The 15,033-nt window shown below is 60.6% G+C and carries 12 protein-coding genes and 1 pseudogene; 2 read left to right on the top strand and 11 right to left on the bottom strand.

Annotation, left to right across the window (positions count from 1 at the left end; genetic code table 11):
• Nucleotide 1 precedes the first annotated feature (1 nt).
• From hutH (PMI34_RS20865) to hutC, 9 genes are all read right to left on the bottom strand, one after another.
• Nucleotides 2-1,534, bottom strand: coding sequence for a histidine ammonia-lyase (gene hutH / locus PMI34_RS20865; protein ID WP_008047794.1), 1,533 nt, complete (start codon nt 1,532-1,534; stop codon nt 2-4).
• A gap of 113 nt (nt 1,535-1,647) precedes the next feature.
• Nucleotides 1,648-3,171, bottom strand: a complete 1,524-nt coding sequence (gene hutH, locus PMI34_RS20870; protein ID WP_008047791.1) for a histidine ammonia-lyase — start codon at nt 3,169-3,171, stop codon at nt 1,648-1,650.
• Nucleotides 3,172-3,338: 167 nt separating this feature from the next.
• A complete protein-coding gene (locus tag PMI34_RS20875) occupies nt 3,339-4,169 on the bottom strand; it encodes a quaternary amine ABC transporter ATP-binding protein (protein ID WP_007975542.1) in 831 nt (276 codons plus the stop codon).
• On the bottom strand, nt 4,166-5,017 hold the full coding sequence (locus PMI34_RS20880) for an ABC transporter permease (protein WP_008047789.1): 852 nt from the start codon (nt 5,015-5,017) through the stop codon (nt 4,166-4,168). The genes PMI34_RS20875 and PMI34_RS20880 overlap by 4 nt, the downstream gene beginning before the upstream one ends.
• Nucleotides 5,018-5,087: 70 nt before the next feature.
• A complete protein-coding gene (locus PMI34_RS20885) occupies nt 5,088-6,056 on the bottom strand; it encodes an ABC transporter substrate-binding protein (protein ID WP_008047787.1) in 969 nt (322 codons plus the stop codon).
• 69 nt (nt 6,057-6,125) lie between these two features.
• Entirely contained in the window at nt 6,126-7,595 is a 1,470-nt protein-coding gene (locus tag PMI34_RS20890; protein WP_008047785.1) for a purine-cytosine permease family protein, read from the bottom strand.
• Nucleotides 7,596-7,756: 161 nt separating this feature from the next.
• On the bottom strand, nt 7,757-9,439 hold the full coding sequence (gene hutU / locus PMI34_RS20895) for a urocanate hydratase (RefSeq protein WP_008047783.1): 1,683 nt from the start codon (nt 9,437-9,439) through the stop codon (nt 7,757-7,759).
• Nucleotides 9,440-9,887: 448 nt separating this feature from the next.
• A complete protein-coding gene (locus PMI34_RS20900) occupies nt 9,888-10,457 on the bottom strand; it encodes a HutD/Ves family protein (protein ID WP_008047781.1) in 570 nt (189 codons plus the stop codon).
• Between the two features lie 10 nt (nt 10,458-10,467).
• Nucleotides 10,468-11,178, bottom strand: coding sequence for a histidine utilization repressor (hutC, locus tag PMI34_RS20905; protein WP_173677901.1), 711 nt, complete (start codon nt 11,176-11,178; stop codon nt 10,468-10,470).
• A gap of 146 nt (nt 11,179-11,324) precedes the next feature.
• Here hutC and PMI34_RS20910 point away from each other — a divergent pair, with 146 nt between their 5' ends.
• Complete coding sequence (locus PMI34_RS20910; protein WP_008047777.1) at nt 11,325-12,689, top strand: formimidoylglutamate deiminase; 1,365 nt, start codon at nt 11,325-11,327, stop codon at nt 12,687-12,689.
• Between the two features lie 118 nt (nt 12,690-12,807).
• Here PMI34_RS20910 and PMI34_RS20915 read toward each other — a convergent pair whose 3' ends face one another.
• Both PMI34_RS20915 and PMI34_RS20920 read right to left on the bottom strand, forming a co-directional pair.
• A complete protein-coding gene (locus tag PMI34_RS20915) occupies nt 12,808-13,377 on the bottom strand; it encodes a lipocalin family protein (RefSeq protein ID WP_008047776.1) in 570 nt (189 codons plus the stop codon).
• A 30-nt stretch (nt 13,378-13,407) separates the two neighbouring features.
• Nucleotides 13,408-13,662 (bottom strand): hypothetical protein, encoded by a 255-nt coding sequence (locus tag PMI34_RS20920; RefSeq protein ID WP_008047774.1) that lies wholly within the window; start codon nt 13,660-13,662, stop codon nt 13,408-13,410.
• Between the two features lie 281 nt (nt 13,663-13,943).
• Here PMI34_RS20920 and PMI34_RS29680 point away from each other — a divergent pair.
• Nucleotides 13,944-14,978: pseudogene (locus tag PMI34_RS29680) on the top strand (HAMP domain-containing protein); the annotation flags it as partial.
• Between the last annotated feature and the right edge of the window lie 55 nt (nt 14,979-15,033).

Here is a 15,033-nt window from a genome sequence, read left to right as displayed (position 1 = left end):
CTTACAGGCTAGGCAGCAACTTCGTTGTCACCAGCTCGTTCAGGCAACGCGAGGCCAACAATTCAGTCGCCGCATTGATGTCCGGCGCAAAGAAGCGGTCCTTCTCGTAGAACGGCACGTCGTTACGCAGGATGGCCCGAGCTTTTTCCAGTTTTGGCGAAGTCTTCAGACCATTGCGCAGGTCCAGGCCCTGAACGGCCGCCAGCCATTCCACGGCGAGAATCCCGCGGGTGTTCTCGGCCATTTCCCACAAACGCTTGCCAGCCGCCGGAGCCATCGATACGTGGTCTTCCTGGTTGGCGGAAGTCGGCAGGCTGTCCACCGAATGCGGATGGGACAACGCCTTGTTCTCGCTGGCCAGTGCCGCCGCAGTCACCTGGGCGATCATGAAGCCGGAGTTCACGCCGCCATTGGCCACCAGGAACGGCGGCAGTTGCGACATGTGCTTGTCCATCATCAGCGAGATACGGCGTTCGCTCAGGGAACCGATTTCAGCGATGGCCAAGGCCATGTTGTCAGCGGCCATGGCCACCGGCTCGGCGTGGAAGTTGCCACCGGAGATCACGTCACCTTCAGCGGCGAACACCAGCGGGTTGTCCGATACCGCATTGGCTTCGATGGCCAGCACTTCGGCGGCCTGACGGAACTGGGTCAGACAGGCGCCCATGACTTGCGGCTGGCAGCGCAGGGAGTACGGGTCTTGTACCTTCTCGCAGTTTTCGTGGGAGTCGGAGACTTCGCTGCGCTCGCCCAGCAGATCGCGGTAAGCGGCGGCGGCATCGATCTGGCCTTTCTGGCCACGGGCAGCGTGGATGCGGGCGTCGAACGGCGAACGCGAGCCCAGGACCGCTTCGACGGTCAGGCCGCCCAGCGCCAGGGCACCGGCGAACAGGTCTTCACCTTCGAACAGGCCGCGCAGGGCAAAAGCGGTGGACACCTGAGTGCCGTTGAGCAGCGCCAGGCCTTCTTTCGCGGCCAGGGTCAGCGGGGTCAGACCGGCGACTTTCAGCGCTTCGGTGGCTTCCATCCACTCGCCTTTGTAGCGCGCCTTGCCTTCGCCCAGCAGCACCAGCGACATGTGGGCCAGCGGCGCCAGGTCACCGGAAGCACCGACCGAACCTTTCAATGGAATATGCGGGTAAACCTCGGCGTTGATCAGGGCGATCAGCGCGTCGATTACCACACGGCGGATGCCAGAGAAACCACGGCTCAGGCTGTTGACCTTGAGCACCATGATCAGACGCACCAGCTCATCGCTGATCGGCTGGCCGACACCGGCGGCGTGGGACAGCACCAACGAGCGCTGCAGGTTTTCCAGGTCTTCGCTGGCGATGCGGGTCGAGGCCAGCAGGCCGAAACCGGTGTTGATGCCGTAGGCGGTGCGGTTCTCGGCGAGGATCTGTTCCACGCAGGCCACGCTGGCTTCGATCTGGGCCGAGGCGCTGTGGTCGAGGGTCAGTTTCACCGGCTGCTGGTAGACGTCACGCAGTTGGGCGAGGGTCAGTTGGCCGGGAATCAGGTTTAGCGCAGTCATTTTGTGCTCCTTTTGAGAGTTGTTATTAACTCACCAGACGCTCCGGAGATGTCCGTTGTCCGTCGCGTCTGCCTTTTGGGGAGCCGCGCCTTGGCACGCTGGTGTTATGGAAATCAGTTCAGTTCGGGAAAAGCGTTGTGCAGCAAAATCGGGTCTTTCAATACCGCGGCAGCGGCGGCGATGTCCGGTGCCAGCCAGCGATCCTGGTCGTAGGGGGCAACGTGCTCGCGCAGCAGACGCCAAGCGGCATCGGTGCCCGCGCCGAAGCGTTGCTCTTTCAAGAATTCAAACGCCTGGGCTGCCAGCAAATACTCGATGGCGAGGATCTGCGTGCAGTTTTCCAGCGCGCGATGCAACTTCAGCGCGGCGTTGGTACCCAGGCTCAGGTGATCTTCCTGCAGGCCCGACGTCACGTAGTTGTCCAGCACCGCCGGTTGCGCCAGTTGACGGTTCTCCGCGCACAGCGAAGCGGCAACGTATTGCACGATCATCATCCCGGAGTTCACTCCCGGGTTGGCCACCAGGAAGGCCGGCAAACCGCTGACGTGCGGGTTGATCAAGCGGTCCAGACGGCGCTCGGCGATGGATCCGATTTCCGCCATGGCAATCGCCAGCAGGTCCGCCGCCATTGCCACGGACTGGCCGTGGGGGTTGGCCTGGGACACCACGCGGTAATTGTCCGCGGTGCCCAGCACCAGCGGGTTGTCGGTGGCGCCGTTGAGTTCGGTTTCGATCTGTTTGGTCGCGTGTACCAATTGGTCGCGCGCGGCGCCGTGCACCTGCGGGATCGAACGAATGCTCAGGGCATCCTGGGTACGAATGCCTTTGCTCTGGGCGATCACTTCGCTGCCGTCGAGCAAGGCCCGCAGGTTGATCCCGACCTGTTGCATGCCCGGGTGCGGCTTGAGCGCGATGATCTCGGCATCGAACGCATCGATCTGCCCACGCTGGGCTTCAAAGCTCATCGCACCGATCACGTCGGCCCATTCCAGCAGGCGCGTGGCATCGGCAATCGCCAGGCAGCTCAGGCCGGTCATGCATGGCGTACCGTTGACCAGGCACAAACCATCCTTGGCACCGAGCTTGACCGGTTGCAGGCCTTCTTCGGTCAGCGCTTGCTGCGCGGAAACAATCTGGCCGCGATAGCTGACATTGCCGACACCCAGCAGCGCGATGCCGATGTGTGCCATGTGGGTCAGGTAGCCCACGGAACCCTGGGACGGCACTTGCGGAGTGATGCCACGGTTGAGCAGCGCCAGCAGTGCTTCGACGACCTGACGGTGCAGGCCGGATTTGCCATGGCTGTAGTTGACGACGGCGGCGCACATGATCGAGCGGGTCTGCTCATTGGTCAGTGGCGCGCCAACGCCACAGGCGTGGCTGAGCAGGGTGTTGCGCGACAGCTGGCTGAGTTGTTCGTCCTGCAGCGAGACGTTGCACAGCGCACCCAGACCAGTGTTGATGCCGTAGGCACGTTCGCCGCTGGTGACGATGCGCTGGACGATGGCCTGGGCGTTTTCGATGCGCGCCCAGACCGGCGCCGACAGCTCTAGCTGTGCGCCATCACGAGCAACGGCCACCACATCCTGCCAACGCACCGGGGCATCGGCGATAACGATTTTTTCAGCCTGGGACATCTTCAACCTCTGCGTACAACCTGAATATTGATACAGCTTCACTGACGCCTTCGCGGGCAAGCCCGCTCCCACAGTGGTTGCTGGTGTAATCAAAACTGGTGTTCGACACCGATCCTTGTGGGAGCGGGCTTGCCCGCGAAGGGGCCGGCCCGGCTACCACAACTTTCTCAGACCACCGCCGCCCGACGCTGCACAAAGCGGTCGACATACTCATCCGCCGGCGAATGCAGGATCTCTCTCGGCGTGCCGACCTGGATCAGGCGGCCGTCCTTGAGGATCGCGATGCGGTTGCCGATGCGCACGGCCTCGTCGAGGTCGTGGGTGATGAAGACGATGGTCTTGTGCAGGGTCTTTTGCAGCTCCAGCAACTGGTCCTGCATCTCCGCGCGGATCAGCGGGTCGAGGGCACTGAACGCTTCGTCCATCAGGATGATGTCGGTGTCCGCCGCCAAGGCGCGGGCCAGGCCCACACGCTGACGCATGCCGCCGGAGAGCTGGTGCGGGTATTTGTTTTCGTAGCCCTTGAGGCCCACGGTGTTGATCCAGTGCAACGCACGCTCGGCGCACATGGCTTTGCTTTCGCCACGGATTTTCAGGCCGTAGGCGACGTTGTCCAGCACGCTCTTGTGCGGTAGCAGGCCGAAGCTTTGGAACACCATGCTGATCTTGCGCCGACGAAATTCGCGCAGCGCTTCCATGTCGTATTGCAGGATGTCCACGCCATCCACCAGGATCGCGCCGCTGGTCGGGTCGATCAAGCGGTTGAAGTGGCGTACCAGGGTCGACTTGCCGGAACCCGACAGGCCCATGATCACGAAGATTTCGCCGCTGCCGATGCTCAGAGACAGGTCGTTCACGCCGACCACGCAGCCGGTTTCGGCCAGCACCTGGTCCTTGGTCTTGCCCTGGCCGACCATGGCCAGCGCGTCCTTGGCACGGTTGCCGAAAATCTTGAAGACGTTCTTGACTTCGATCTTGCTCACGGTTGCGTTGTTCATTTGCTCACCTCATGCCGTGCGCGACCGTACGCCTGTGTAATGCGGTCGATCACCACAGCCAGAATCACGATCGCCAGACCGGCTTCAAGGCCACGTCCGACGTTGAGGGTCTGAATCCCCACCAGCACGTCTTCACCCAAGCCACGGGCACCGATCATCGAGGCGATCACTACCATCGACAGGGCCATCATGGTGGTCTGGTTGATGCCCGCCATGATGCTCGGCAGGGCCAGCGGCAGTTGCACGCCGAACAGTTGCTGCCAGCGGTTGGCACCGAAGGCGTTGATCGCTTCCATCACTTCGCCGTCGACCTGGCGAATGCCCAGATCGGTCAGGCGGATCAGCGGTGGCGCGGCGTAGATCACCGTGGCGAAAATCGCCGGGACCTTGCCCAGGCCAAACAGCATCAGCACCGGGATCAGGTACACGAAGCTCGGCATGGTCTGCATGATGTCCAGCAACGGCATCAGTATCGAACGCAGGCGGTTGCTGCGCGCCGAGAGAATGCCCAGCGGAATGCCGATCAACACCGAAATGATCGTCGCCACCATCATCAGCGCCAGGGTCTGCATCAGCTTGTCCCAGAGACCGACCGCACCCACCAGGAACAGCAGGCCGACGATTACTGACGTGGTCACGACTTTACGGGTCGCGTGCCAGGCCACGCCCGCCACGATCGCCAGCATCAGCCACCAGGGCGCTGCACGCAGCAGGCTTTCAAGATTGACGATGGCCCACAACAGCGTATCGGAGATGTGCCGGAACACGTCGCCGTAGTTGGTGACCAGCGAATCGACCCAACCGTTGACCCAGTCGGCGATGGAAAAGGTAAAGCTTTCGGGAAACATAAGAGACTCTCAATCAAGGGGTTGCGATCAAGCATCCGACTGCCGTTGTCGACAGTCGGAGAAGCTCAACCTACAAGGCCGCGTCGATCTTTTTGGCTGCGTCTTCGCTCACCCATGCGTGCCAGACTTCAGGATGTTCCTTCAAGAAGATCTTGGCCAGTTTTGGCGACTCGATCCGCTCTTTGGTCATGCGCCCAAGGTTCTGGTTCAGCAGGTCGATTGGCACGTTGACCTTTTCCAGCACGGCCACCAGTTCCGGGGCTTCGTCGTGGAAGGTCTTGGACAGGCCGACCTTGATGGTCACAGTCTTGTTCACGCCTGGTTTCTCTTCGAGTTTCACCACGTCGACCTGGCCCATCAGCGGGGTTGGCGACCAGTAGTAGAACAGGATCGGTTCGCCACGCTTGTAGCTCGACAGCACGGCGGCATCCAGCGCCGGGCCGGTGCCTGGGCGGAAGTTGGTGTAGGTGCTTTCCAGACCGTAGCTTTTCAGCATTTCGCTGTTGTCCAGCTCACAGGTCCAGCCGGCCGGGCAGTTGTAGAAACGCCCCTTGGATGGCTCTTCGGCGTCCTTGAAGATCGCCGAGTATTTGCCCAGGTCGGCAATGTTTTTCAGATCCGGAGCCTTGGCTTCCAGCTTGCGCTTGGCGTCGCCTTCGATCACGTAGCGTGGCACGTACCAGCCTTCGATCGCGCCAACAACCGGCGCGCCGACACCGACGACCTTGCCGGCCTTCTCGGCCTTGTTCCAGACTTCGCTACGGCCGACCCATTCTTCGGCAAACACTTGAATATCGTTGCTGCCCAGGGCGTTTTCCATGGTGATGGAGTTGCCCGGCAGGCTGTCGGTCTTGCAGTCGTAGCCTTTCTCCAACACGACTTGCATCACGTCGGTCAGCAGCATGGCGCTTTCCCAGTTCAAACCGGCGAATTTCACCGGTTTGCCCGACTCGCACCAACCCGCCGCCTGAGTGGCGCCAGCGCTGGCCAGCAGGCCCATGGAAAGCAATGTGGTCAGCAGGGTCTTGTTCGATTTCATTGTAGTGACGCTCCTAATCATGAATTGGCTTACGGCAGTCAAGAGGCATCCAGCCCTGTCCACGTCCAATCAGGCCTGCGCCGCAGCGCGACCGACATTCAGCTTTTGTTCGGTGATCGCGTCCTGCTCGACCGGCAGGATCAAACGATCAGGCACTGTGCCGTGCCATTTTTTCGCACACAGGTAATACAGGGCTGCGGGAATCACCAGACCGATGATCCAGGAAATATCCACATCACCCAGGGCCGCCACCAGCGGACCGGTATAGAACTTGGTGGAGATGAACGGCAGCTGCACCAGCACACCGAACACATAGACGCTGATACCGAGAAGGTTCCAACGACCGTAGCGACCGTTCGGATCGCCCAGCGCCGGCACGTCATAGCGCTCGCGAGTGATGCAGTAGTAGTCCACCAGGTTGATCGCACTCCATGGCGTGAAGAACGCCAGCAAGAACAGAATGAAGGACTTGAACGCACCGAGGAACGAGTGCTGGCCGAGCAACGCCATCAGGGTCGCAGCACCGACGATGACCAGCACGAAGACCAGGCGCTGCAAGCGCGTGACTTTCAGGTCACCACGGAAACCGCTGATGATGGTCGCGATGCACATGAAGCTGCCGTAGGAGTTCAGTGTGGAAATGGTGACCTTGCCGAACGCGATGCTGAAGTACAGCAGCGCAGCGGTGGCACCGGTTCCGCCCAGACCCACGATGTACGCCACTTCGTGGCCGGCGAATTGCCCGTTGGCCGAAGCGGCAGCGAACACGCCGAGGACCATCGCCACCTGTGCACCAATGACCGAACCTGCGCCTGCGGCAAAAAAAGTTTTCACCGAGGAAATGTTGCTCGGCAAGTAGCGAGAATAGTCAGCCACATAAGGGCCGAAGGCGATCTGCCAGGACGCCGCGAGCGACACCGCGAGCAAGAAACTGCTCCAGCTGAAGTGGCGGATCTGCAACAGAGCGCCAACGTCAACCTGGCTCATCAGACGGCTGAACAGATAAATAAAGGCAATCACGCCAACGACACTGGCAACACGGCCGATCCAATGGATCACCCGATAACCGAGCACCGTGACCAGCACGATGACACTGGCGAAAAGGAGGATACCGACGGTGTCGCTGACCCCAAACAACTGGCCCAGCGCCTGGCCGGATAACACGGTTCCCGTTGCGGTGAAGCCCAGGTACATCAAGCAGACCAATACGATCGGGATGGCCGCGCCGTACACGCCGAACTGTACCCGGCTGGAAATCATCTGCGGCAGGCCGAGCTTGGGGCCTTGAGCCGCATGCAGCGCCATCACGCCACCACCCAGTAATTGACCGATCAAAAGACCGATCAATGACCAGAACACGTCACCGCCCAGCACCACGGCGAGCGCCCCGGTGACAATCGCGGTGATTTGCAGGTTGGCACCCATCCACAGGGTGAACTGGCTAAACAGACGACCGTGTCTTTCCGCTTCCGGGATGTAGTCGATCGAGCGTTTCTCGATCAACGGTTTATTGCCTGCACGTTCGTCAGTGACAGCCATGGTTCAACCTCTATGGATTGTTATTCTGGGTTGGTTTGAATCTTTGTAGTTCCTGTAGCAGCTGCCGAAGGCTGCGTCGGGTTGCGAAGCGACCCCGGCATTCCAAAGCGGAACGAAGGTCCTTCGGCCCTTAACGCCGCCTGCGGCAGCTGCTACATGGCTTATTTACCGGTAATCATCGGCAGGTTCAGCCCTTGTTCCTTGGCGCAGTCGATGGCGATCTGGTAACCGGCATCGGCGTGACGCATGACGCCGGTGGCCGGGTCGTTGTGCAGTACGCGAGCGATACGCTCGGCCGCTTCGTCAGTACCGTCGCAGACAATCACCATGCCCGAGTGCTGGGAGAAGCCCATGCCGACGCCGCCGCCGTGATGCAGGGACACCCAGGTCGCGCCGCTCGCGGTGTTGAGCAAGGCGTTGAGCAGTGGCCAGTCGGAAACGGCGTCGGAACCGTCCTGCATCGATTCGGTTTCGCGGTTCGGGCTCGATACCGAACCGGAGTCCAGGTGGTCGCGGCCGATCACGATTGGCGCGGACAACTCGCCGCTGCGTACCATTTCGTTGAACGCCAGGCCCAGCTTGGCGCGCAGGCCCAGGCCAACCCAGCAGATACGTGCCGGCAAACCCTGGAAGCTGATGCGCTCGCGGGCCATGTCCAGCCAGTTGTGCAGGTGGGCGTCGTCCGGGATCAGTTCCTTGACCTTGGCGTCGGTCTTGTAGATGTCTTCAGCGTTGCCCGACAGTGCAGCCCAACGGAACGGGCCGATGCCACGGCAGAACAGTGGACGGATGTAGGCCGGTACGAAGCCCGGGAAGTCGAATGCGTTTTCCACGCCTTCTTCTTGCGCCATCTGACGGATGTTGTTGCCGTAGTCGAAAGTCGGTACGCCCATTTTCTGGAACTCGAGCATCGCTTTGACGTGCACGGCCATCGATTGCTTGGCGGCCTTCACCACAGCGGCTGGCTCGGTCTTGGCGCGAGCGCGGTATTCGTCCCAGGTCCAGCCGGCCGGCAGGTAGCCGTTGAGCGGATCGTGGGCGCTGGTCTGGTCGGTGACCATGTCCGGGCGAACGCCACGCTTGACCAGTTCCGGCAGGATTTCAGCGGCGTTGCCCAGCAGCGCGATGGAAATCGCCTTGCCTTCTTTGGTGTATTTGGCGATGCGGGCCAGAGCGTCGTCAAGGTCGGTAGCCTGCTCATCGACGTAGCGGCTTTTCAGACGGAAATCGATGCTGACCTGCTGGCACTCGATGTTCAGCGAGCAAGCGCCGGCCAGGGTTGCAGCCAGAGGCTGGGCGCCACCCATGCCGCCCAGGCCAGCGGTCAGTACCCACTTACCTTTGAGGTCATCGTTGTAGTGTTGGCGACCGGCTTCGACGAAGGTTTCGTAGGTGCCCTGGACGATGCCCTGGCTGCCGATGTAGATCCAGCTGCCGGCGGTCATCTGGCCGTACATGGCCAGGCCTTTGGCGTCCAGTTCGTTGAAATGCTCCCAGTTCGCCCAGTGTGGAACCAGGTTGGAGTTGGCGATCAATACGCGCGGTGCGTTGCTGTGGGTCTTGAACACGCCAACCGGCTTGCCGGATTGCACCAGCAGGGTCTCGTCGTCGTTCAGGTTGGTCAGGCTTTCGACGATCTTGTCGTAGCATTCCCAGTTACGTGCAGCGCGACCGATACCACCGTAAACCACCAGTTCCTTAGGGTTCTCGGCGACTTCCGGGTCGAGGTTGTTCATCAGCATGCGCAGCGGCGCTTCGGTCAGCCAGCTCTTGGCGGTCAGCTTGTTACCGCGTGCGGCACGGATTTCAACGTCACGAAACTTAGTAGGTTTAATGTCAGTCACGAAAAAGACTCCTCAGCAATCAATCCAAACCAACCCAGGCACTGGGCGAGCAAGCCAATGGGCATCAGTGCACACCGGCGAATCAGTGGACGATGGTTGAGTCCTCGTGACTCATACGCATACGTCTTTACTTGTACATACAAGCATATGCAATCAAGCGGCCAACTTGTTGGATGAGCATTCAAGAAAAATCCTGAAACGGCTGGAGAGCGCCTGGAACAAGGGTTCTGGCGAAGATTAAATATTTTTCGGGGGATTTTTGTGTCGAGGGGGTTTTGTTACTTGAGCGTGGTTTTGCGCCACGCTGGGGCGTTCGGTAACAACGTGGTGCGCTTTCGGGAACGGATTTGCAGTGACAAAAAACATCGCGAGCAAGGCCACCCCCACAAGAACAATGAGATTCCTGTGGGAGCGGGCTTGCCCGCGATTGTGTCGCTTGAGTGTTGGATCAGCGCACAGCCAGTTCAATCACACAGCATGGGCCATTGCTGGAGATTTCCAGCAGACCAGTGTTACCGTCCAGTTGCAGGCAATCATGCCGGCCCAGTTGCGAAGCGTTGCTATCGACCACCACTTCCAGCGCATCGCTGATGCTGAACACCAACACCGTGCCCGCCGAGCTGAAGAACCGCTGCTCGCCGCTCAACCACTGCAACCGCGCAGCGTAACGCTGCGGTGCGTAAATCAGATTGAAATCGCGAATCGGACCGCCGAGCAATGTGCAGGAAACCTTGCTTTCACCGCTGAAGGCAAACGGGTCCAGCGGTAACAGTGGCCGCGTAACCTGGCCATCCACCGTCAGGCTCATACCATCGCCCTGCAAAACGGTGATCACTCGCTCGTAACCGGCGAAGGTGGAAAAACCACCCGATTCGCCGATGTCGGCAATCGACAGGCGCCAGCCAAAGCCGTCCAGGCCGGTGCCGGCATCGCGGGTAATTTCTTCAGTGCTGCCGCCGCCGTTTTTCCACGGCATGCGCGGGTAGTCTTTGGCGCGTAAAACCTTCAACTCATTCATTTATGGCTCTCTATTTATGGAACCGACCTTCCAGACGATGACGGGAACCGGGGTGGATCAAACGAGCGGCGGTCACCGGCTGGCGGCCGGACCAGGTGCGGCGACGGATCAGCAGGCACGGCTCGCCTTTTTCAATCTGTAGCAATTTGCATTCGGACGACTCGGCCAGGATCGCCTCGACCACGTGCTCGCCTTCGGTCAGCGGCGCGACCTGGTTCAGGTAGGCGTAGGGCGTTTGCAGGGTGAAGTCTTGCTTGAGGTAATCAGGCGCCACCAGCGCGTTGACGAAACGGTCTTCGATTTGCACCGGAATATCGTTCTCGAAATGCACGATCAGCGAGTGGAACACCTTCTGCCCTTCGCGCATGTCCAGGGCCAGGGCGCGCTCGGAACCGGCGGCCTCTTCTTCAAGGGTGATGACCTTGCAGGTGTGGCGATGACCGCGAGAAGCGATTTCGTCGGCGATGTTGTGCACTTCAAACAGCGCGGACTGGCTTTTCGGCTCGGCGACGAAGGTGCCGACGCCCTGCATGCGCACCAGCAGGCCATCGGCGGTCATCTCGCGCAGCGCGCGGTTGATGGTCATGCGGCTGAAGCCCAACTGGCTGACCAGCTCGCTTTCCGACGGAACGCGGTAGTGCGGCGGCCAGTTTCCACTGTCGATTTGCTGGGTGATCATTTGTTTGACGCGGGCGTACAAGGGCGCCGGACTGTCGCCCATGTTCGCGGCCAACGGAGAGACTGGAGGCGGAGTCGGCACGGTTAATCCTTGGTCGTTTAGTGAATATCGCTAGCTTGCCGGAGTTTACCGGGCAGGCAAACGTCTGTATATGTATATACAAATAACACACGATGGGGTGCTGAACCATGTCCGCCTTCTTTGCCGAACGCGCGCTGCTGCCTAGTGGATGGGCCAACAATGTACGTCTTGAGGTCAGCGCCGATGGCGTATTGACCCATATCCAGGCCGATTCTCATGCAGATGGCGCCGAGCGGTTAAGCGGTCCGCTGCTGCCTGGCATGCCGAACCTGCACTCCCACGCCTTCCAGCGGGCCATGGCCGGGCTGGCGGAAGTGGCGGGCAATCCGAACGACAGTTTCTGGACCTGGCGCGACCTGATGTATCGCCTCGTCGGAAAAATCAGCCCGGAGCAACTCGGCGTCATCGCCCGTCAGCTGTACATCGAAATGCTCAAGGCCGGTTACACATCGGTCGCGGAATTTCATTACGTACACCATGACATCAGTGGCCAGCCTTACGCAGATCCGGCCGAACTGGCCCTGCGTATCAGCCAGGCCGCAGGTTCCGCCGGTATCGGCCTGACCCTGTTGCCGGTGCTCTACAGCCACTCCGGTTTCGGCGGCCAGACCCCGAACGAAGGTCAGCGCCGCTTCATCAACAGCACCGAAAACTACCTCAAGCTGCAATCGCGCCTGCAACCGGTGCTGGCGCAGCAACCGGCGCAAGCCCTGGGTCTGTGCTTCCACTCGTTGCGCGCGGTCACGCCGCAGCAGATCAGCGAAGTGCTGGCAGCCAGCGACAAGCAGTGCCCGGTGCACATCCACATCGCCGAGCAGCAGAAAGAAGTCGACGACTGCCTGACCTGGAGCGGACGTCGTCCGCTGCAATGGCTGTACGAGAACGTCGACGTCGATCAACGCTGGTGCCTGGTCCACGCGACCCACGTCAATCCGGAAGAAGTCACGTCGATGGCCAAGAGTCGCGCCATCGCCGGCCTGTGCCTGACCACCGAAGCCAACCTCGGCGACGGGATTTTCCCGGCGGTGGACTTTCTCGCCCAGGGCGGCCGCATGGGCATCGGTTCCGACAGCCATGTGTCATTGAGTGTGGTGGAAGAATTGCGCTGGCTGGAATACGGCCAGCGACTGCGTGACCAACGGCGTAATCGTTTGTATGGCGCGGAGCAGCCGATGGTCGGCCGCACGCTGTTTGATGCCGCGCTGGATGGCGGCGCCCAGGCACTGGGTCAGCCGATTGGCGCCCTGGAAGTCGGCAAGCGCGCCGACTGGCTGGTGCTCGACGGCAACGATCCGTACCTGGCAACGGCCAGCGGCGACGGGATTCTCAACCGCTGGCTGTTTGCCGGTGGCGATCGTCAGGTGCGGGATGTGTTGGTGAACGGCCAGTGGGTGGTGCGTGATGGGCGCCATGCTGATGAAGAAGAAAGCAATCGCGCCTTCACCCAGGTATTGCGCGAATTGCTGGGCTGACACGAAACAACTGTGGGAGCGAGCTTGCTCGCGATGGCGGCCTGTCAGTCAACATTTCTGTTGAATTAGATGGCCTCATCGCGAGCAAGCTCGCTCCCACAGGGATATGTGCAATTAGTTAGTTCGACGTCTCTGCCATCTGCTGTTCCGACGCCCGCCAGATCAGCCGCGTGGTGTCGTAACCCTGCTGGCGCGCCCTGCTCAGCAGCTCTTCGCGCACCACACCGTTCACGGTTGGCGTACGCGACAACAGCCACAAATACTTCCGGCTCGGATCACCGACAATGGCGGTCTTGTAGTCATCGCTGACGTACAGCACCCAGTATTCGCCCTTCGCCGAACCCGGGATCAGCCTGGAGAACCAGGTATCGAACTCGACCCACAGCTTGTCGTTCTTGCCGGGCACCTGTGGATAAGCCGTGCCCTTGACCTCTTCCCATTGCCACTGCGCCGTCAGGCAGCGGTTCAACACCGCGACATTGCCGTCAGGCTTGAGCGTGTAATGGGCTTCGGACTGCGCGCAGTCGCGCTGGAAGTACATCGGCATGCGAGCCAGCTCGTACCAGGTGCCCTGGTAGCGCTTGAGGTTGACGCTATTGACAGTCTTGGGGGCCAATGGGTCCTGGCCAGACGTGGCACAGCCGGCCAACACCAGGCCGGCAAAAAGGATGATCAATAACCGCTTCATTATTTTTCTCCCGTGGGCGATCGCCCCGGTTTACTTCAGGCCTTGGCCGGAAAACATCAGCACTTTGTCACCGGCGAACTGCACGCTGATAAAGCTGTTCTTGTCGCCCCAGGTGCAGCTGGACATGCCGAGCGCGCCTGAACAATCGGCGGGTTTGCCCAACAGGGTCTCCACTTCGGCCTTGGCCATGCCGGCGGAGAGCTTCGAGTAGTTTTCCTGATTGACCTTGCCGCAGGCAGCGAGCAATACGCAGAACGAAAGCAGGGCGATGGAACGCAACGACATGGTGAAACTCCGGGGGCGTAGGGGATTGGCATGGCTGCCAAGCTGAAGCTTAGAAGAGAAAACCCCTGTGAGGTTCCCTGCCCGGCAGGCTATTTATCGGGCCACTCGTCTACCTTTTGCCGAAAATCAGCCACTTTGCCTGTTTACCGGACATTTCGTCGTTTTTCAGAGATTGCGCCTAATCTTTGGCACCGTTCAGTCGACATAAATGCAACGCAAAGCCACGTCGGTGGCATTTGCTCCCCCATTTTGTAGAACAGCCCCTCTGCGGTAGCCCATCCATGACCAGAAACATGAAGTTCAGCCACAAGATATTGCTGGCTGCCGCCCTCGTGGTGGCCGTCGCATTCGCTTGTTTCATCCTGTTCAACGACTATCGCCAGCGCGAAACCTTGCGCAACAGTACCGAAGCCTCGATGCAGGAACTCGGCAGCCTGACCACCAGCAACATCCAGACCTGGCTGGAAAGTCGCATGCAGCTGCTGCAGTCGATGGCCCAACAGATCAATGCCGACGGCAATGCTCCCGCTGGCCTGAAACGAATCATCGACCTGCCCGCCTACACCGGCAATTTCCAGCTGAGTTACTTCGGTGGCGCCGACGGCGTGATGTTCTCGGTCCCGGCGGGCAACCGCGCGGCGGACTACGACCCACGCGCCCGTGGCTGGTACAAGGCGGCCAATAACGCGCAAAAGACCATCGTCACCGAACCGTACATCGCCGCCTCTTCCGGCAAACTGGTGATCACAGTCGCCACCCCGGTGCAGCACCAGGGCCAGATGATCGGTGTCGCCGGCGCCGACATCGACCTGTCCAGCGTCAGCGCGATCATCAATTCGCTGAACTTCGGCGGTCACGGCCATGCGTTCATCGTCGGTGCCGACGGCAAGATCCTGATTCACCCGGACAGCAAGCTGGTACTCAAGAACCTGACCGAGGCCTACCCCAACGGTGCGCCGAAAGTCAGCCCGGGCATGAAAGAAGTCGAGATCGACGGCAAGCGCCAGTTCATCTCCTTCACCCACGTCAACGGCGTGCCATCGGCGGACTGGTACGTAGCGCTGGTGCTCGACCAGGAAACGGCGTTCTCGATGCTCAGCGAGTTCCGCACCTCGGCGATCATCGCCATGGTGATTGCCGTGGTGATCATCATTGTCCTGCTGGGCATGCTGATCAGCCTGTTGATGCAGCCACTGCTGACCATGGGCCGCGCCATGCACGACATCGCCGAAGGCGAAGGTGACCTGACCAAACGCCTGACCATCCACGGCCACGACGAATTCGGCGCGCTGGGGCTGTCGTTCAACCGCTTCGTCGAGCGCATTCACACCTCGATCATCGAAGTATCCTCGGCCACCGGCCAGGTCAACG

It is taken from the genome of Pseudomonas sp. GM74 (genome assembly GCF_000282455.1).
Lineage (GTDB): Bacteria > Pseudomonadota > Gammaproteobacteria > Pseudomonadales > Pseudomonadaceae > Aquipseudomonas.
The sequence above is the reverse complement of the archived record's forward strand: the minus strand, read 5'-3'. Positions and strand labels throughout refer to the sequence as shown.